General features: G+C 62.0%; 18 protein-coding genes. 9 read left to right on the top strand and 9 right to left on the bottom strand.

Annotated features, from left to right (window positions below; translation table 11 throughout):
- Window position 1: 1 nt before the first annotated feature.
- The 3 genes from KBX19_RS00935 to KBX19_RS00925 all read right to left on the bottom strand — a co-directional run bounded on the left by KBX19_RS00935 (window position 2) and on the right by KBX19_RS00925 (window position 2,686).
- On the bottom strand, window positions 2-214 hold the full coding sequence (locus tag KBX19_RS00935) for a PLD nuclease N-terminal domain-containing protein (protein ID WP_255997079.1): 213 nt from the start codon (window positions 212-214) through the stop codon (window positions 2-4).
- Between the two features lie 126 nt (window positions 215-340).
- Window positions 341-1,480, bottom strand: coding sequence for a glycosyltransferase family 1 protein (locus KBX19_RS00930; RefSeq protein WP_255997078.1), 1,140 nt, complete (start codon window positions 1,478-1,480; stop codon window positions 341-343).
- 9 nt (window positions 1,481-1,489) lie between these two features.
- Window positions 1,490-2,686 carry an NAD-dependent epimerase/dehydratase family protein gene (locus KBX19_RS00925; protein ID WP_255997077.1) on the bottom strand — a complete coding sequence of 399 codons (1,197 nt, stop codon included), beginning with the start codon at window positions 2,684-2,686 and terminating at the stop codon, window positions 1,490-1,492.
- 210 nt (window positions 2,687-2,896) lie between these two features.
- Here KBX19_RS00925 and KBX19_RS00920 point away from each other — a divergent pair, with 210 nt between their 5' ends.
- Window positions 2,897-4,588: an FAD-binding dehydrogenase gene (locus tag KBX19_RS00920; RefSeq protein WP_255997076.1), complete on the top strand. Its 1,692-nt coding sequence runs from the start codon at window positions 2,897-2,899 to the stop codon at window positions 4,586-4,588.
- Between the two features lie 5 nt (window positions 4,589-4,593).
- Here KBX19_RS00920 and KBX19_RS00915 read toward each other — a convergent pair whose 3' ends face one another.
- Window positions 4,594-5,850, bottom strand: coding sequence for a D-serine ammonia-lyase (locus KBX19_RS00915; RefSeq protein ID WP_255997075.1), 1,257 nt, complete (start codon window positions 5,848-5,850; stop codon window positions 4,594-4,596).
- A gap of 100 nt (window positions 5,851-5,950) precedes the next feature.
- On the opposite strand from KBX19_RS00915, the gene KBX19_RS00910 reads away from it, so the two are divergent.
- Entirely contained in the window at window positions 5,951-7,219 is a 1,269-nt protein-coding gene (locus KBX19_RS00910; protein WP_005291233.1) for an MFS transporter, read from the top strand.
- Between the two features lie 34 nt (window positions 7,220-7,253).
- Here the strand turns inward: KBX19_RS00910 and KBX19_RS00905 are convergent, their stop codons facing one another.
- From KBX19_RS00905 to KBX19_RS00895, 3 genes are read right to left on the bottom strand one after another with little or no spacing between them, the layout of a single operon-like run.
- Window positions 7,254-7,652, bottom strand: a complete 399-nt coding sequence (locus KBX19_RS00905) for a hypothetical protein (protein ID WP_255997074.1) — start codon at window positions 7,650-7,652, stop codon at window positions 7,254-7,256.
- A gap of 3 nt (window positions 7,653-7,655) precedes the next feature.
- Window positions 7,656-7,943, bottom strand: coding sequence for a PLD nuclease N-terminal domain-containing protein (locus KBX19_RS00900; RefSeq protein ID WP_255995450.1), 288 nt, complete (start codon window positions 7,941-7,943; stop codon window positions 7,656-7,658).
- Between the two features lie 15 nt (window positions 7,944-7,958).
- Complete coding sequence (locus KBX19_RS00895; RefSeq protein ID WP_005291223.1) at window positions 7,959-8,252, bottom strand: PLDc N-terminal domain-containing protein; 294 nt, start codon at window positions 8,250-8,252, stop codon at window positions 7,959-7,961.
- 85 nt (window positions 8,253-8,337) lie between these two features.
- On the opposite strand from KBX19_RS00895, the gene KBX19_RS00890 reads away from it, so the two are divergent.
- The 7 genes from KBX19_RS00890 to KBX19_RS00860 all read left to right on the top strand — a co-directional run bounded on the left by KBX19_RS00890 (window position 8,338) and on the right by KBX19_RS00860 (window position 15,993).
- Window positions 8,338-8,844, top strand: coding sequence for a YhjD/YihY/BrkB family envelope integrity protein (locus KBX19_RS00890; protein ID WP_255997073.1), 507 nt, complete (start codon window positions 8,338-8,340; stop codon window positions 8,842-8,844).
- 7 nt (window positions 8,845-8,851) lie between these two features.
- Entirely contained in the window at window positions 8,852-9,550 is a 699-nt protein-coding gene (locus KBX19_RS00885; protein WP_255997072.1) for a YihY/virulence factor BrkB family protein, read from the top strand.
- Window positions 9,551-9,573: 23 nt separating this feature from the next.
- Window positions 9,574-10,455 (top strand): SDR family oxidoreductase, encoded by an 882-nt coding sequence (locus tag KBX19_RS00880; protein ID WP_255997071.1) that lies wholly within the window; start codon window positions 9,574-9,576, stop codon window positions 10,453-10,455.
- A 41-nt stretch (window positions 10,456-10,496) separates the two neighbouring features.
- Window positions 10,497-11,372 (top strand): patatin family protein, encoded by an 876-nt coding sequence (locus tag KBX19_RS00875; RefSeq protein WP_255995454.1) that lies wholly within the window; start codon window positions 10,497-10,499, stop codon window positions 11,370-11,372.
- Between the two features lie 11 nt (window positions 11,373-11,383).
- Window positions 11,384-12,253 carry a patatin family protein gene (locus KBX19_RS00870; RefSeq protein WP_005291211.1) on the top strand — a complete coding sequence of 290 codons (870 nt, stop codon included), beginning with the start codon at window positions 11,384-11,386 and terminating at the stop codon, window positions 12,251-12,253.
- A 215-nt stretch (window positions 12,254-12,468) separates the two neighbouring features.
- Window positions 12,469-14,112, top strand: a complete 1,644-nt coding sequence (locus KBX19_RS00865; protein WP_255997070.1) for an HNH endonuclease — start codon at window positions 12,469-12,471, stop codon at window positions 14,110-14,112.
- Between the two features lie 291 nt (window positions 14,113-14,403).
- Window positions 14,404-15,993 carry a DASS family sodium-coupled anion symporter gene (locus tag KBX19_RS00860; RefSeq protein ID WP_255997069.1) on the top strand — a complete coding sequence of 530 codons (1,590 nt, stop codon included), beginning with the start codon at window positions 14,404-14,406 and terminating at the stop codon, window positions 15,991-15,993.
- A 19-nt stretch (window positions 15,994-16,012) separates the two neighbouring features.
- Here the strand turns inward: KBX19_RS00860 and KBX19_RS00855 are convergent, their stop codons facing one another.
- Window positions 16,013-17,653: a peptide chain release factor 3 gene (locus tag KBX19_RS00855; RefSeq protein WP_255997068.1), complete on the bottom strand. Its 1,641-nt coding sequence runs from the start codon at window positions 17,651-17,653 to the stop codon at window positions 16,013-16,015.
- A gap of 59 nt (window positions 17,654-17,712) precedes the next feature.
- Complete coding sequence (locus KBX19_RS00850) at window positions 17,713-18,597, bottom strand: NAD(P)/FAD-dependent oxidoreductase (RefSeq protein WP_255997067.1); 885 nt, start codon at window positions 18,595-18,597, stop codon at window positions 17,713-17,715.
- Between the last annotated feature and the right edge of the window lie 23 nt (window positions 18,598-18,620).

Here is an 18,620-nt window from a genome sequence, read left to right as displayed (position 1 = left end):
ACTAGTACTGGTGGCTGCCCGGGGCAGTCGGGCCGCCCGGTGCGGTCTGAGTGTAGTCGTCAGCCCGCCACTTGTCCTTGTTCCTGCGGCCCCACAGCAGCCAAACCAGTGCGGCGAAGATGCCAGCGAAGAGAAGCGCGACCAGCCAGATGATCCTCGAGGTGCTATCCATCGGCTTGGTGCGGGCGAAGTCAATGACCGCCCAGAGCCACACGATGAAGGAGATCAGGCTGGCGATTCCCTTTCGGGAAAGTGAACGTGTCGTACTGCGGCATCATCAACTGATGTCCTGACCCTTAGACTCTGCAAAGAAGCGGAAGGTTACACGTCGAAAGAGAAATTATTCAGTGTGCTGGCTGATGCACTGCGCGTAGTACTCGACCAGCTTTTCTGTGGCCGCGCGCCACGACCACCGCTGCGCCTCTTCGCGGGCGAGGGTTCCCATGGTGTGGCGGCGGGTGTCGTCGATAAGCAACTGCGCGAACGCGTCCGCCCATTGCGCGGCTGAGGCCTCTTTATCCACGAGCAGGCCCGTCTCGCCGTCGTCGATGACGAACGGGATGCCGCCCGCGCGGGCGCCGACGACCGGGACACCAGACGCGAATGACTCCAGCGCGACGAGGCCGAGAGTCTCGGTCAGCGAGGGGAACGCGAACACGTCCGCCGACGCGAATGCTTGCGCGAGCGGCTCGCCCGACATGTAGCCGGTGAAGTGGGTGAACTCGGGGTTGAAGGCGTTCTTCATCTGCTCGTACTGCGGGCCTTCGCCGACCATGGCCAAGCGCGCGCCGGGGACCTTCTCGCGCAGCAGCGGCATGACATCGTTGAGGGTGGTCAGATTCTTCTCCGCCGACATGCGCCCGACGTAGAGCAGTAGGGGAGCCTCCGGATTGCCGTCAGTGAGACGCGCCCGCATCTGCTCCGAGTACTTGTCCGGGTGGTAACCGACGGTGTCGACAGCCTTCGGCCACAGCGCCACGTTCTTGAAGCCGTAGCCTGCGGCAGTGTCCATCATGGGGCCGGAGGTGACCAGGTTCATTCCCGCGAGATTGTGCCAGTTCTTGATCAGCCAGATCGACTGCTTATGCACGAAGCCAATGCCTAGATCCTTCGTGTAGGCGGGCACGTCCGTGTGGAAGGACACCAAGAGAGGGATCTTCTGGCGGCGGGCCACAACGGCGGCGTATCCGGCGTACGCGACAGGGTTGACGATGTGCACGATGTCCGGGTCGAACTCTTTGAGGCGCTTAGATACCCGCGGCATCGGCAAACCGACTTTGATCTCCGGGTAAATCCAGTGGAGGGAAATGCTGGGCACCTTCTCCACAGGGAACCCCGCGTAGGTGTCGGGGGCATCACCGGTGGCGAAGATGACTACGTCATGTCCCATTTCCGCCAACTGGTCCACGGTGCGAATGATGCGGGTGACCACACCGTCAATTTTGGGGAGGAAGACCTCCGTGAAGATGGCAATGCGCATGAGGTCGAGCTAGCGCTCGGTCTCCGGCACACCCTCAGCCTGGTTCTCGGTCCACAGGGAGCGGGCGGGGATCTTGGAGCGGTCCACGCGGTCGGCGTAGCGCTTCGCTACCTCTTCCACCTCCTGCAGCAGGCCTTCAGCGAGCTTCGTGGGCTCGAGGCCGAGGCTTAAGAAGGTGTCGTTGGAGACAAAGAGATCGTTCTCGTCGGCCTCCTTGCGCGGGTTGGGCACGAGCGCGTACTCCGTGCCGGAGATGTCGGCGATGAGCTTGGCCAGGTCGCGGACGCGGTGGGTCTCCGTCATCTGGTTGAAGATCTTCACGCGCTCGCCGTTCTCCGGCGGGTTTTCCACCGCGAGCTGGATGCACTTTGCCATGTCACGGATGTGGATGAACGCGCGGGTCTGGCCGCCGGTGCCGTGCACAGTCAGCGGGTAGCCGATGGCTGCCTGCATGAGGAAGCGGTTGAGCACGGTGCCGTAGTCTCCGTCGTAGTCGAAGCGGTTGATCAGGCGCTCGTCGCGCTCCGTCTGCGGGGTGTGGGTGCCCCAGATGATGCCCTGGTGCAGGTCGGTGATGCGCAGTTCGTCGTTCTTGGCGTAGTACGCGAACAGGTTCTGGTCCAGCACCTTGGTCAGGTGGTACACCGAGCCCGGATTGGTGGGGTAGAGGATCTGCTGGTCGATCATGCCGTTTTCACCAGCGTCGACCTTGATGTCTAGGTAGCCCTCCGGGATCTCCATTCCAGCGGTGCCGTAGCCGTACACACCCATGGTGCCCAGGTGGACGATGTGGATGTCCAGGCCAGACTCCACCACCGCCACGAGCAGGTTGTGGGTGGCGTTGACGTTGTTGTCCACGGTGTAGCGCTTCGTGCGGTTGTTCTTCATCGAGTACGGTGCGGCGCGCTGCTCGGCGAAGTGGATGATGGTGTCTGGGCGTTCCTCTTCTATGAATCGCTTGAGCGATTCATAGTCTTGGGCGACGTCGATATTGCGGAACTCGATCGTCTTGCCAGAGACCTCTTTCCACGCTTCCAGACGCTCCTCGATGGGCACGATCGGGGTGAGCGACTGAGCGCCGAGCTCTTCGTCGATGGCGCGGCGGGAAAGGTTGTCCACGATGGTGACGTCGTGCCCGAGATCCGAAAGGTGCAGGGAGGAGGGCCACCCGCAGAATCCGTCTCCGCCGAGAACTGCAATCTTCATCGTGTTGTTTCACCTTTCAAGTCGCATGCACAGGTCGCGCGCGTGAACTTTCATGCGCGCAAGCTTCTAGGTCACGTTACCTGCCCGGCTCTACCGGCGCGCGGTATGCAGAGTGAACGTTAGATGACATGGTCGATCAGTTTCTATAACGCCCTCAAACTCGTTCTCAATCTGCTCACGGGCTCACGGGGAGCCGGTATTCTTTTTGGCATGAAAACTTCTGACTCCATCATTATCGTCGGCGCGGGCTTGGCCGGACTTGTCGCAGGCCACGAAGCCGTGAAGGCAGGCCGCAAGGTCGTGTTCATCGATCAGGAAAGCAGGGCGAACTTAGGCGGTCAGGCATTTTGGTCGCTCGGTGGGCTGTTCATGGTGGGTACCCCGGAGCAGAAGTTGATGGGGGCGAAGGACTTCGAAGACCTCGCGTGGGCGGACTGGGAGAACTCCGCTGATTACGACGATGCGACCGGGCCTGGTGGCGAGGGCAACCACGACTATTGGCCGCGCAGGTGGGGCCGTGAGTTTGTTCGTTTCGCAGCTAACGAGATGCGCGATTACCTCGGCGAGCTGGGTTTGCGTGTGCTTCCGACCGTCGGGTGGGCTGAGCGTGGCTCTGGTGATGCATCTGGGCACGGCAACACTGTGCCGCGTTTCCACCTCACATGGGGCACCGGCCCCGAAGTCGTCCGCGTCTTCCTCGAGCCGCTCGAGGCCGCCGAGAAGCAGGGCAAGGTGGAGTTCCGTAACCGCCACCGCATGGACGAAATCATCGTGGAAAACAGCAGAGCAGTGGGAGTCAAGGGCATGGTGCTTGCCGACGATTCCTCCGAGCGCGGTTTCGCTTCCAACAACGATGAGGTGGAACCGTTTGAGATCCGCGGCGACGCCGTTGTCATCTCCACCGGAGGCATTGGCGGAAACTTGGACAAGGTCCGCGAGATGTGGCCGGACGACCGCTGGGGCCCGTGCCCGGAGAACATGGTCACAGGTGTGCCCGAGTTCGTCGACGGACGCGGCATCGGCATCGCGGAGGCAGCTGGGGCGAACCTGGTGAACACTGACCGCATGTGGCACTACCCGGAGGGCATGATCAACTGGGATCCGATTTGGCCGGGCCACGGCATCCGCATCATTCCCGGCCCATCGTCGATGTGGCTCGACGCGACCGGAAAGCGCCTGCCCACGAACCTGTTCCCGGGCTCGGACAACATTGCCGCCCTGGCCCACATAGGGCGCACCGGCCACGGGTACTCCTGGTTCCTGCTCAACCAGCACATCGCCGACAAAGAGTTCATCTTCTCCGGCTCCGAGCAGAATCCGGATCTGACCGACAAGTCCTTCAAGAAGCTCGCCGGCAAGCTCGGCCCCGGCACGCACGTGGCTGTCAAGGCGTTCATGGACAACGGTGCGGACTGGGTCATTGCCGACAACCTTGAAGATCTGGTGCGCAAGATGAACGAGCTGGCAGCCGAAACTGCAGACGATGAGGCCATCGAGGTGGACTACGACCTCGTGCACAAGCAGGTCGTCGAGCGTGACGCCCAGTTGACCAACACCTTCTCCAAGGATGCGCAGATCAACTACATCCGCACGGCACGCAATTTCCTGGGCGACAAGATTGTGCGCTGCGCCGAACCCCACCGCCTTCTGGACGAGAAGAAGGGCCCGCTCATTGCCGTCAAACTGCACATTCTCACCCGCAAGACTCTTGGCGGCATTGAGACAGACTTGAACGGCCGCGCTTTGCACGACGACGGCTCCGTCTTCCCCGGCCTCTACGCCTGCGGTGAAGTCGCCGGATTCGGTGGCGGAGGCTACCACGGCAAGAACGCCCTGGAGGGCACCTTCCTGGGCGGCTGCATTCACTCCGGCAAGCGCGTCGGAGAAAGCGTTGCCAGCTAATCTGCCTAACGTGCAGCCTGGATAGCGGCGGTGGCCGCTTGTCCGCGCAGTCGTTCCCGGTCCTGGTCGGGGATGAGTGAGCCACCGGTGAGCCAGACCAGGTGCGTGGCAGTGTCGGGCACATCAGGCAGCCGCCACGGGATAGTCAGGCCGGCTGTCGCGGACGGTTCGACGACGATGCCGGTGGTGCGCTCGAGCCAGTTGACTCCGGCGAGGAATGTCACGTCTTCGAGGGTGTGGATGCCGTCGAAAAGCGCATCCGCGTGCTTGACGACGAGCGGCGACGGGCGCTGCACAGCTAAACCATCGGCAATGGTGCGCCCGCTCAAGCCGAAGTCAGCGCAGGAGATGTCTGCGCCTTTGCCGGCGGCGAGGCCGAGAGCCATGCACGGGCTGGTGACGGGTTCGACGATGTGGCACTGGACAGCGGGGCCGAAAGCCTGCTTGAGACCGAACGCGACCCCGCCGGGGCCGCCGCCGACACCGCAGGGGAGGTAGACGATGAGCGGGGAGTCCGGCGTGAACTCCTTGCCGAGGGTATCGAACTGGGCTTTGAGGCGACGGCCAGCAACGGCGTAACCGGTGAACAGGCCGAGCGAATTCTCGTCGTCGATGAAGAACGCCGATCCGGCGTCGGTAGTTGTGCTTTGTGAAGTCGCCCGGGCCGCCGCGACGGTGTCCGTGAACAGTCCAGGGTGCTCGATGACGGTCGCGCCGCCAGTGCGCAGCCGGTCTTTCTTCCACTGTTTGGCGTCGACGGACATGTGCACCTCGGTGGGGAAGCCCAGCTGCGGGCCGACTGTGCCGATGGACAGCCCTAGGTTGCCCGTGGAAGCAACAGTGATCTTCACACCGGGCTGCTCCTCAGCGAGGCGGAAGACTTCGTGGATCCCGCCGCGGGCTTTGATCGAGCCGCTGATCGGCAGGGCGTCGTCACGCTTGATCCACAGCGGCCCCGACAGGTCGCGCTCGAGGATGCGGGAGAGATAGTCCTTGGTGTCCGGTACTTCCTTGACGGGAGATTCGATGATGCCGGGGCCGAACGCGCCTGACCCAGCGCGGGTTTCGGGATAGTGCTCGGCCACCCACGGAGCGAAGCGGTCGAAACGCTCCGCGGCCTCGTCCACGGCGGCCGCGATATCGGCGTCGAGCTCACGGGTAGTTTCGCGGGCCCAGGAGATTTCTTGGGCGGTGCGGAGGGCGTCGATAAGCGAAAGGGCGCTTGGGGGAGGGGAAGCGGGACGGTCCCAGGGCATGGTCATAAGCACCCATTCTATAAATCTGTTGGAAAGTAGATATTAGCGGGAGTAGAGTTACCCGGGTCACAACCGTTGCATTGTTCCGCGGGAGGAGGCACCTGCAATGACCCGCACCTTCACGCCGAAAGACTCCAAGACTGTCTTCATGAGCGTGGTAGCGTTCCTCATCTCTGCCGGATGGGCCGCGAACCACTTCGCGTCCGTGCTCGTGGTACTCCGGGAAAACCAGGACATGTCGACGCTGCTAGTCAACAGTGCGTACGGTATCTACGCCCTGGGTCTGTTTCCGTGCCTGATCGCTGGCGGCCTCATCGCGGACCGTTTTGGTTCACGCCCGGCGGTGATGGTCGGCGCGACCGTGGCCATGCTGGGCAACATCGCGCTCATGTTTTGGCAGGAGCACCCGGCGGTATTGCTGGGAGCGCGCTTCGTCGTCGGGCTGGGCGTGGGCCTGGTGGTCAGTGCGGGCACTGCTTGGGCCGGGCGTTTGCGCGGCACAGAAGGCACGACGCTGGCTGGCATCTTCCTCACTTCGGGCTTCATGCTGGGGCCGATCGCCTCCGGGATCATCGCGCACACGGTCAGCGCTAGCAACGCCATTTACATCCCGTACGTGGCGTCGATCCTGCTTTCGCTGTGTGCGATCGTGTTCTCCTTCATCGTCGGCGATGTTCCGCACACTCGGGAAGTCCTGCATCAAGAGGTGGATGAGGAAGACATTCAGCGCGATGCGCTCGACGATGCAGACGATGCAGACGGCGCTCACGACGCAGATGAGCTGGCGCCGGCGGTGGAGCAGTCCGCCGGCAAGGCGTTGGCGACTGCATTCCCCATGGGTCTGTGGGTCTTCGCATGCATGACCTGTGCGATTGTCACCCTGTCCGGACGCGTGGGACAGTACTTCGAGTCTGGGGCGTTCCTGCCGGGCGTTGCCGCTGTGACCGCCTTCGGGTCGGGTCTGGTGATCCAGGCGATCGGCCGGAAGATGAACTTCGGCCCGTACTCCGGTGTCGTCGGTGCGTTGTGCGCGGTAACGGGCATGACGCTGGTGGCGCTCGGCGGAGCAAGCCCATCGATGGTCATGTTCATCGTGGCGTCGGTCTTCTTGGGCCTCGCGTACGGGCTGTGCTTGCGCGAAGGGCTTCTGGACGTTGATACATTCAGCCCGCCCGAAAAGCGTGGCTCTGTCATCGGCATTTACTACGTGGCCACCTACATTGGCTTCGGGTTCCCGCCGTTGATTGAGTGGCTGAGCGGCTTTGTCGGACCATCCCTGCCGTACTGGGTGCTCGCGGTGCTCGCGTTGGCGTCCGCGACAATCCGCACGGTGCAGATCCGCTCTGGTTACCTCACCAGGCCGCAGGCAGCGTAAACGGCTGTTCAAGCACGTGCTGAAGTAGCGCGCATTACTCCAGCACAATGAGTCCCACGTGAATCGTGGCCAACTCATGCTCGTCCGGACCTGGCGGGAGAGCGTGGAGCTCCTCGCGGGTCGCGTCTGTGACGGGAATGATCCAGCCGTAGTTCGGGTCCAACGTGGGGGCACCGCCGGTGATACCGGTCACGAATGTGACGGGACGGGATGTAGGGGAGGTGAGGCGCAAGGGAGCGTCGATAAGCGAAAGCTCCTGGAACGCATCTTCGTCTAGCGTGATGATGACAATGATTTCATCTGTGTCGGGGCTCAAGTTCGCGGTGTGAACCTCGAGTGAGCGTGCTTCCACTTCGCGGGGGTCGCGCGGCATGGCAACGAGCGGGACGGCGTCACGGCCGAAGAGCGTGCGGACGCGGTCGAAGAAACCCATGTGCTACCTCGGCATGTAGTTCGGGTCGACGCTGCGGCCGGATCCTGTGCGCCCCGATCCTTTGCGCCCCGCCAAAAGCCACACCAAGGAGCCAATGAGGGGGAAGAGGGCGCAGACGATGACCCAAATGAGTTTGGAGACCCCATCGAGATAATCAGCTCTGATAATGGACGCGATCGCCCACACAAAGAGAACAAAAGAAGCCACTGCGAGGAGGGCCATGCCGCCGAGGATCAGGACTTCTAGCCAAGAAACATTGAAACCGAGTTCACCGAATTCAGTAGTGCCCATGGATATAACCTTCCTTTAGTCCTTGCGCTCCCACGGTGGCGGTTCTTGTCCAGGCTGGAGTGGGGTGGTGTGGCGCCCCACCTTGTGGCCGAGAAAGATCCACAGCAAGGGCCCGATGACCGGAAGCAAAAGCACCACAATGACCCAGAGCAGCTTGGGCGCAGGTTGAAGGCCTTTATCCAGGATGATGCTGAACAGAGCCCAGAAGAACAGGACGACCGCAGCCACACCGAGCAGCATCATGAACAGGAAGCCGAGACCAAAGGCCGTATCCCCGCTGATGATGGGATCACTTGCCACAAGAACCATGTCTTTAATTTTAACCGAGAAACCTGGCGCAAAGCTGCTGTGAACATGCGCTGCACGTGTGAGCCGGGCAGATAAGGTGAGGGATATGAGCGAGGACGACAGCGCAAAGGGCGCAGACAAAGAGATCATCGCGCGCCCTGCGCAACTAGTCCAAACCTACGGGCCGGGCGAGACAGTCCTGGTGGATCCGCCTGACAAGAACCCCAAGGCTTTGCAAAGGGGAAACCGTCTGAGCTGGAAGGGTTGGAAGCTCGTCATCGCGCGCACTGTGCTCGATTTCGGGCCGATCGCGCTCATGGACCGGGGTGCGACGCTGACGTATTTCACTATTACTGCGATGGCGCCGACTCTGCTCGCGTTTTACTCGCTGGTCACGCTGATGTTCCCGTCAGACAAAGATGACTTGCGCGAGTTCATGGGCGGGGTGATTGAGGACACGGTGCCTGAAGAGCTGCGAGAGCAAGCACTCGACCTTCTCCTCAACGTCGCCGGTACCCCGGAGCAGAGCACCGTGGCCATCATCATTTCGCTATTAGTGTCGCTTTTCTCTTCGTCGGCGTATGTGGGCGTATGTGAGGGCGTTTTCCCGTAGCTGCAACGTGATCTACACCCGTACCGAGGGGCGCAGCTTACCGGTGACCTGGCTGACCATGTGGGGGATCACGGTGCTGATGGTGCTCGGTGGCGTGATCATGGTCGCAGGTGTAGTGCTGCGCACATCGATCGTGGACGCGGTATTAGGGCCCATCGCGGAGCCACTGCGGCTCCAAGGGGTGGTGGACTACCTCAACCAGATCTTCATCCCCGTCTGGAACTGGTTGCGCTACCCAGTGGTGATTCTCGCCGCGATCGCATTGGTGTCCTGCCTGTACTACTTCGCACCGAATGTGCGGCCGGGGCGGTTCCGCCTACTCACCGTCGGCTCTGCACTGGCGCTTGTGGTCATTGGCCTGCTGTGGGCGCTGTTCAACTGGTTCGTGTCCAACTTCGGGCTTCAGAGCGCCTACGGGGCCTTCGGGTCTGTCCTGGCGATGCTCGTGATGGTCTGGGCAATGAATATTGTGCTGCTGCTCGGAGTGAAACTCGACGCGGAGATCTTGCGGGCCAAAGAGCTCCAGATGGGGTGGAACGCGGAAGAGATGGTGCAGGCGGCGCCGAGGTCGCAAGACGCCGTGCTGTTCCGGTATAAGATCGTGGGTTTCCTGCACCGGCTGGCGCGGGATGTCTACGAGGATGCACAGTCCAAGCGCGAGATGGAGGAGCAGGAGAGCGTCAAGCGCAGCGGCGACCGGGACTAACGTTCTTGCGTACGGTGGGTGTCATGTCTCTCATTGACCCCCGCAGCAAGTACCCGATAATCTCCCCGCCCGAACAGCGCCAGCCCCACCCGGGCCTGGACGTTGAAATGGAACCGACCGCCGACATCGGTTTGGAGTCTTACGTGGGCCGTGGCCGCCTCGAAGGCCGCAAAGCGCTGATCACCGGTGGTGACTCCGGCATCGGTGCTGCCGTCGCCATCGCTTACGCCCGTGAGGGTGCTGACGTTGCCATCGCGTACCTGCCAGAAGAGCAGGTCGACGCTGACCGCGTGCTGGCCGCCATTGAGGAGGCCGGCCGCAAGGCTGTGGGCATCCCAGGCGATCTGCAGGATCCAGATACCTGCACCAAGACCGTGCAGACGGCCCTCGACGAGCTGGGTGGCCTGGACATCCTGGTCAACAACGCATCGCGCCAGATCTTCGCCGAATCGTTCCTGGACATCGACGATGAAGAGTTCGATGCCACGATGAAAACCAACATCTACGGCTCCTTCCGCGTGACCAAGGCGGCGTTGCCGCACCTGAAACCCGGCTCGTCCATCCTTTTCACCTCCTCCATTCAGGCGTATGACCCGACGCCGGGCCTGAACCACTACGCCGTGACCAAGGCCGCGATGAACAACATGGCGAAGGGCTTGAGCATGGAGCTGCTGGAAAAGGGCATCCGTGTCAATGCTGTCGCGCCGGGTCCGGTGTGGACCCCGCTGCAGCCGAGCTACGGCCAGCCGATGGAGAAGCTCACCGAGTTCGGCCAGGAATCCGGTCTGGGACGGGCAGGTCAGCCCGTCGAATGTGCTGGTGCTTACGTGTTCTTGGCATCTGAGGAAGCCTCTTTTATCTCCGGTGAGACCCTCGGCGTTACAGGTGGGGCGCTCACGCCCTAAATGGTCCGCAGGCGGCCTGTGACCCCGTACACTGGTGAACCATGATTGACGCACGTGATACTGCTCTCGTCATTGAGGGCGGCGGAACCCGTAACTCCTACACCGCCCCGGTGATCATCAAACTCATTGAGGAAGGTGTCCAATTTGGCTGGGTAGGCGGGGTGTCCGCCGGCGCCATCCACTCCGTGAACTTCCTGTCCGGGGATGCGGAGCGCACCCGCGAGGCATTCACCACCTTCATGGGCCACCCCAAGATCGGCGGCTTGCGCTCGCTCGCACTGGGACGCGGTCTGCTCAACGCAGAATTCATGTTCCAGGACCGCGGCGGTGAGCTGCCGTTCAACATGGACGCGTTCAAACAGGCTGAAACACCGCTCCACATCGAAGCCGTGCGTGCGGACACTGGCGAATCAGTCGCATGGCACAACGAGGAGCTTTTCGACGAAGACTTCATGAACCTGGTCATCCGCGCCTCTTCCACGATGCCGATGTTGATGCCGATGGCGCACATCGACGGCGTGCCGTACGTCGACGGTGCTCTAGGTGACGGCGGTGGCCTTGTCATCGATGCTGCCGAACAGGCTGGTTTCAAGAAGTTCCTGGTGCTGGGCACCAAGGACCGCGACTATGTGCGCGAGCCGGTCAACCGTCCAGCGATGATCCGCCGTATGTTCCCTAAGTATCCCGAGGTCGCGCGCCGTACGATCGAGCGCCCAGACAAGTACAACCGCGCCAAGGATCGCATCGTTGAGCTGGAGAACGCTGGCAATGCGTACGCGTTCTTCCCGGAGAACATGATGGTGGAAAACGCTGAGTTCAAGGTGCACAAGCTGGAGAAGAACTTCGCCGCTGGTGAAGAGCAGCTGGAGCGCGAGTGGCCCGCTATGAAGGCTTTCCTCGAGGGGTCCGGCGCGTAAACTAGCAAGTTATGATCGATGCCACCGACACTGCCCTTATTCTCGAGGGTGGTGGGATGCGCAACTCTTATACCGCTCCCGCCATCGTCAGATTCATCCAGGAACACGTCGTATTTGGCTGGGCTGGGGGAGTGTCGGCTGGTTCGGGGCATGCGATCAACTACGTGTCCCGCGACGCACACCGTGCCCGCGAGGCGTTCACGAATATGGCTGCCAATGCAGAGTTCGGCGGCTGGAAATCGCTGGCCCGCGGTCGCGGTTACTTCAACGCCGAGTTCATTTATGAGCGCTCCAACGATGTCTTGCCGTTCGACTGGGACGCGTTCCTGTCCAACACGGACACTGAGGTTCACATTGAGGCGGTCCGCGCCGACACTGGCCACACCGTGCAGTGGACGAAGAAGGATCTCGCGAACATCGAGACCGTAGGCAAAGTCACGCGCGCGTCGTCCACGCTGCCGAAGATCATGCCGATGGCAGAGATCGACGGTATCCAGTACGTCGACGGTGCGTTGGGGTATTCGGGGGGCTTGCTTATCGACGCCGCCGAGAAAGCCGGCTTCACCAAATTCCTCGTTCTCGCCACCAAGGAACGGGACTACGTCCGGCCGACGGTGACACGGCCGATCGCGACCCGCAGGTTGTTCAATAAGCATCCCGCCGTCGCAGAGGCATTAATTGTCCGGCCGGGGCGGTACAACGCGTCCAAGAAACGCATTCTGGAGCTAGAGCAAGATGGCCGAGCGAAGGTCTTTTTTCCGGATCAGATGAGCGTGGATGCATCAGAACGCAATGTGACCAAGCTCAACACGAACTACATTCTGGGGCAGGCTCAAATGGAGCGTGAATGGGACGAATGGATGGAATTCCTGGGCGGCTAGGCGCTACAGGCCAGTCCCACGCAATCCGGCGTCAGCCACGTTCAATCCGATAGATGCGCTGGCCGTCCCCAGCCTCTGTCTCCCTCTCGGCATCCTTGATCGCGCTGCGGACGTTCTGATGAATATTTTCGAACAGTCTTGCGTTCATGGTTTGGGAGTGGGTACAATGGTGGCAACGGTTGATACGCTGCACACAGTATCGAGGGGAGGGGACCATGACGGGGCGCATCGCACAGCTCGTGAACACTATCGGCGATGCTTTAGCGCAGCTTCGCGAGGAGTTCGCCGACCCGTCTCTACTATCGCTGCATGATGTGGCCGCTGAGATGGAAAAGCTCGAGGAGCACCTTAACGCCAAAGCGCTTATCGACGCTTCATTCGCCTACCTGTGCGACCGTGACAACGCCGGACGACTCGTCGGGGCAGTCCACCCCAACGCCTACCTGACCACCCGACTAGGGCTCTCGGCCGGGGAAGCCTACGACCGGCTCGCCCGCGGACGCGACCTCTTCGCCCCGCCAGTGACACCTGAACCGGCTGACACCGGTGGTGACGATGATGGTTCCGGTGGTTCAGGGTTTGAGCTCGAGTTCGGTACGGATAATGAGGAAACCGAACACGCTCGCCGTGAGGCTGAAGAGCAAGCCCGCCGCAGCCAGGAAGAAGCACGCACCAAAGCAGCTGCTGTGTCCGCGGAGAAGCAGAACATCATCCGCCGCGAACTCGACAAGCTGCTTGCCCCCGCCCGCGGGGACCGCACCCGCATCCACGCCCAAGCCATGGATGAAGCCGCCTCCCGGGACGTAAAAGACCTCCGGATGTTCGTGCGTCGCAACGTCGACGCCGCCAACCGTAAGCACGCCCCACGGAACAACCCGAACGCAGGTTTTGCCAACCGCGCGGTCCACATCGGGCACCGCAAAGCGGACGGCACCCACGAGATCACCATCACCGCCACCGCCGGTGATACCGCACTATTCAAAGCGCACCTGGATAAAGGACTCGCCCCGCACACCAACACCGGTGATGCTCAGCGCGGTAATGATGGCACCGGCGAAACCGGTGGTGTGACGGATTACCGCACGCCACCCCAACGCCACTACGACCAATTCACCACCATCCTCAAAGCTTTCGAATCAGGCCAGCAAAAGCTCAGCGGTGGTGCGGCATCTGTCGTCATCGCCATGACAATGGACGATCTTGCCGATACTGACCGCCACGCCGCCGGCGGTGGGGTGTTTGCCACCAACACAGGTATCGACATTGATGTCGTCGACATGGCCCGCCTCGGCCTAGGCACCCTGGATACCGCTGATTCAGACCAGGCGAACTTCATCCTCCAGCTCGACTCCGTCACCGCGGTGCCGCTGTCGATGGGTAAAACCCGCACTGCTTCGATCGGGCAGCGCATCGCGATGCTCGCCGTCCAAGGGGTCTGCTCCTGGACCGGATGCACCAAACCACTGACCGAATGCGAAGCCCACCACATCTTCGCCTGGATCCTGGGTGGTTTGACCACGATGGATAACCTCACCGGATTATGCCGCGAGCACCACAGATGCAACAACGACAACCGTGACGGTACCTGGGGCAAAGGCCATATGGACTACGACCCCGACACCGGACAAGCAGGACTTGTCACACCTGGGGTTACACACATGCAGTTCAACACCACAGACCCCGCCCACCACTGCGCAGCCAACCGCATCCGCCGCAGAAACACCACCACCAACACCGGCACTGGCACTGGCACCAGTGGGCCCACAACACCCACACCCAAAACCAGACCCGACCCACCCCTGTTCCCACCAAACAACACACCAACCCGCACCCGAAAACGCCCCCGGGCTCGTGAGTAAGAGGGACATCCTCGCTTCACTACCCCCAGTCCTGCCGTATCCATCCGCACTGTGCACCCCTGGCGCGCCGTGGAGAAGGCCTGTCGGAAACGGTTTGGGCGCCAGATTCCTGCATCCAGAGCCCAGCGGGCCATGAACGAAACGTTGGAGGGTTGTGTGAGCTAAAACGCATGCCCTAAACCGGGGCTGACCAGGCATTTCAGGTCTCAGGCGGGCGTATTCTGGAAGGTGACCCCTTTGAGGAGAGTGCGTCCGCATGTCTCTCCACTGACTTTGATTGGAGTGTTCCGCTTGTCATCCGCGGTCAACAACCCCGCGTCATCTTCCACCCCGTCCGAACCCTCCGGTGCCACCGCGCCCTCGACGGCGACGGACCCCAACACCCCCACAGCTGAAGCTAGCAGCGGTGCCCCGGAGAAACCCCAGAGCTCTGGCCGGGGCAAGCTGATTGCTTTCTTCTTGGCCTTCATTGCCCTCGGTGCGGTGCTGATCATCCCGATCGAGACCATCGACTGGCAGGGCCAGATCGCGCTTGGCCTGCTGGCCTTCGCAGTGATCATGTGGGTCACCGAGGCAGTGTCCTATCCGGTCAGCTCCGTGCTGATCATCAGCTTGATTTCCTTGCTGCTCGGATTCTCACAGGACCCCGAAAACCCGGGTGAGATCGTCGGCACGTCCGCGGCCCTGAAGACAGCGATGGCTGGCTTTTCGTCCTCGGCCGTCGCACTCGTTGCCGCCGCCCTCGCACTGGCCGTGGCGATGCAGGCGACCGGCTTGCACCGCCGCCTCGCCCTGTACGTTCTGCGGTTGGCCGGCGAGAAGACGTCGAACATTGTCATCGGCGCGATCGTCATTTCCATCATTTTGGCGTTCTTCGTGCCGTCTGCAACGGCCCGCGCCGGCGCCGTCGTGCCGATTCTGCTGGGCATGGTCGCGGCTTTCGGGTTGGCCACCAACTCGAAACTGTCGGCGCTGTTGATCATCACAGCGACCCAGGCCGTATCGGTGTGGAACGTGGGCATCAAAACGGCTGCCGCCCAGAACCTCGTTGCCGTCGGATTCATCGAGTCGGAAATGGGCCGGACCGTGTCGTGGGGTGAATGGTTCCTCTGGGCCGCGCCCTGGTCCGTCCTCATGTCGATCGCGCTCTACTTCATCATGCGCTGGGCGATTAAGCCGGAAACGGAGTCGATTGAGGGCGGGAAGGCGCTCGTCGACAAGCAGCTGGAAGAGATGGGACCGATGTCCGGCGCAGAAAAGCGTCTTACCGCGATCGCGGTAATCCTGTTGCTGTTCTGGGCGACCGAAGGCGTGCTTCACCCCATTGATTCCTCGGTGATCACCATCGTGGCCATCGGCATCATGCTGTTGCCCGGAATTGGCGTCATGGACTGGAAGTACGCTCAGGAGAAGATCAACTGGGGAACGCTCGTCGTCTTCGCTGTCGGTATTTCCTTGGGCATGTTCATGCTGGAGACTGGCGCCGCGACGTGGTTGTCGGAAAAGACCTTTGGTGCCATCGGACTGCAGAACATGCCGCTGTTGGCCACCATCGCGCTGGTCTCGCTATTCAACATTGTGATCCACCTCGGTTTCGCCTCGGCCACCTCGCTGTCGTCGGCGCTCATTCCGGTGTTCATCGCTCTCGCAGCGACCTTGGATGTGCCCAACGGCGGATTGGGCTTCGTGGTCATCCAGCAGTTCGTCATCTGCTTCGGCTTCCTGCTGCCGGTCTCCGCCCCGCAGAACATGCTGGCCTACGGTACCGGGGCGTTCACCACCCGCCAGTTCCTCAAGACCGGTATCCCGCTGACAATCGTTGGGTACCTGCTGGTGTTGCTGTTCTCGGCGACGTACTGGAACTGGATCGGGCTGGTCTAAACAACTCGCACCAAACGCGCTAGTCGGCGACGAGCGGCTCCATGGTGAGCTCCGGGTGCTCCTTCTCCACGAAGGCGAGCTTCCACTTGTCGCCGAACAGCGCGATGAGTTCGCCGTCGGTGCGGGTGAAAATTTCTACGCCGCGCTGACGGCCCAGCTCGGGCGCCGACTCCGCGTCGGTGCGCCGCGCCACCGAGTAGGGGATCGGCTCGGTCACTGTCTCGACGTTGTATTCGTTTTCCATGCGGGCCTGCATGACCTCGAACTGCATGGGGCCGACGGCGGCCATGACGGGGGAGGCGTCGCCGCGGGCGTCGTTACGCAAGATCTGCACCACACCCTCGGCATCGAGCTGCTCCAGCGCTTTGCGGAACTGCTTGTATTTGCCCAGCGATTTCGCGCGCAGCGTGCGGAAGTGCTCGGGGGCGAACTGCGGCATCGGCGGGAACTGGACTTTGCGGCCCGTGTAGATCGTGTCGCCCGGCGCCAGGGCGCCTGCGTTGACCAGACCGATGATGTCGCCCGGGAACGCGGTCTCCACGGTGTCGCGGGTGCGGCCGAAGACGGTGAGTGCGTATTTCGTCGAAAAGCTGCGGCCCGACTGCGCGTGCGTGACCTGCATGCCGCGGTCGAACTCGCCGGAGACCACGCGCATGAACGCGAGCGTGTCGCGGTGGTTCTTGTCCATGCCCGCCTGCACCTTGAACACGACGCCGGAGAATTCATCGCCGACCGAACGCGACTCATCCATCGCGCTTGTCGACGCCTCCACCGCCGCCGGATCCGACTCGCGGCCCTCCGGAGCGGGCGCAATGGCGCACAGCGTGTCCAAGATCTGGTGGACGCCGAAGTTGAGCATGGCAGACGCGAAAATGAGCGGCGACGTCACACACTGCTCGAACAGGTCCTGATTGTGGACGGCGCCGTCGGCGGCGAGCAGCTCGGCTTCCTCGATGGCGGTCTCCCACACGTCGCCTTCCTTAGCGGTTGCGTCGTCCGGGGTGAAGTGCTCTTCCGGGGCGATGGTGGAACCGCCAGCGGTGCGGGTGAAGTGAATGTACTCATCGGCTTCACCGTCGTCGTTGACGTGAGCGAGGCCGCGGAAGTCGCCTGCCTCGCCGACAGGCCAGTAGAGGGGAGTGGGTTGGAGGTCGATTTCGGTGACGATCTCGTCGACAAGCTCCAGCGGCTCGCGGCCCACGCGGTCCCACTTGTTGATCACCGTGACAATCGGCAACCCGCGGGCTTTGCAGACGCGGAAGAGCTTGAGAGTTTGAGGCTCGAGGCCCTTCGCGGCGTCGATCAGCATGACGGCAGCATCGACGGCAGACAGCACGCGGTAGGTGTCTTCGGAGAAGTCCGCGTGGCCCGGGGTGTCCACGAGGTTGACCACATACGGCTCACCGGTGTGGCCCTCGGGAGCGTATTCGAACTGGAGCGCTGACGATGCGATGGAGATGCCGCGGTCCTTTTCCATCTCCATCCAGTCAGACACCGTGTCTTTGCGGTTGCCCTTGCCGTGCACCGCGCCCGCCTCCGAGATCGCGTGGGCGTGCAGCGCCAGCGCCTCCGTCAGCGTCGACTTACCCGCGTCCGGGTGGGCGATGACGGCGAATGTGCGGCGGCGGGCGGCCTCGGTGACGGTGGAAGCGGTGCTCATGACCTGTAGAGGGTAGTCGCTTGTGCGGTGGGAGAGCGAACCAGTGCAAAGCAGCGAAATTAGGACAGCTTCTCGGCGAAAAGTGCCTGGTCGATCGCGATCCCGACGGCTGCTCCCGCGCCTGCTGCCTGCGAAACTTGGTCGGGGGAGCTGACCACATTGCCCGCTGCCCATAGCCCCGGCTGTGATGTCAGACCGCGTTTTGTGCGGACCCACCCGTTGACGACATCGCAACCAGCTTCGCGCAGCAGCTCGTCGTTCGGTTCGAAACGTGGGCCGGTGAAACAGGATTCGAACACGAAATGGTGGTTAGTCGTGCGAACCACGACGCGATCTCCCTCCGCCGGGCCGACTTCCAGGACAGGCTCGTCGACGAGCTTGATGTCAAGTGCTTCGAAAAAGGTAGTCTCTTGGCTGGGAAGATCGAGACCGTTCGTGAAGAACGTGACGGTCTCCGCCCACTTGGTGAGCAGCTTGGAAATATGGAACGTGAAGCCGGGGTTCTCTCCACCGATGACAGCGAGGTCCGTCCCGTTCACTTCGTACCCGTGACAGTAGGGGCAGTGGAAGACCCGCGTTCCCCACAGTGCGGACAAACCGTACACGTCAGGCAAGACGTCGGTGATTCCGGTAGTGACGAGAACATGCGGGGAATCAATGGCCTTGCTGCTCGCGAGAGTTACGGACCACTTGTCGTGCGACTTTGTCAGGTTCTCAGCGCGGTCCCGCACGATCGTCCCGCCGAACGACTCGAATTCAGCATGACCCTTTTCGAGTAGCTCGACTGGTTTGATCGAGTCCATTCCTAGGATGCCGTGGGCGTGCTCGCTGAACCGGTTGCGCGGCCGCCCTTCGTCGACCAAGCAGACGGACCGATTCGCTCTTGCCAAGTTGATTGCCGCCGCGGTCCCGGCGAAACCTCCGCCGATGATCGTGACATCCATGTCTTAGCCTCCTGGAATTCTTT

This window comes from Corynebacterium sp. CCUG 71335, assembly GCF_024454075.1.
GTDB classification, from domain to species: Bacteria; Actinomycetota; Actinomycetes; order Mycobacteriales; family Mycobacteriaceae; genus Corynebacterium; species Corynebacterium genitalium.
The sequence above is the reverse complement of the archived record's forward strand: the minus strand, read 5'-3'. Positions and strand labels throughout refer to the sequence as shown.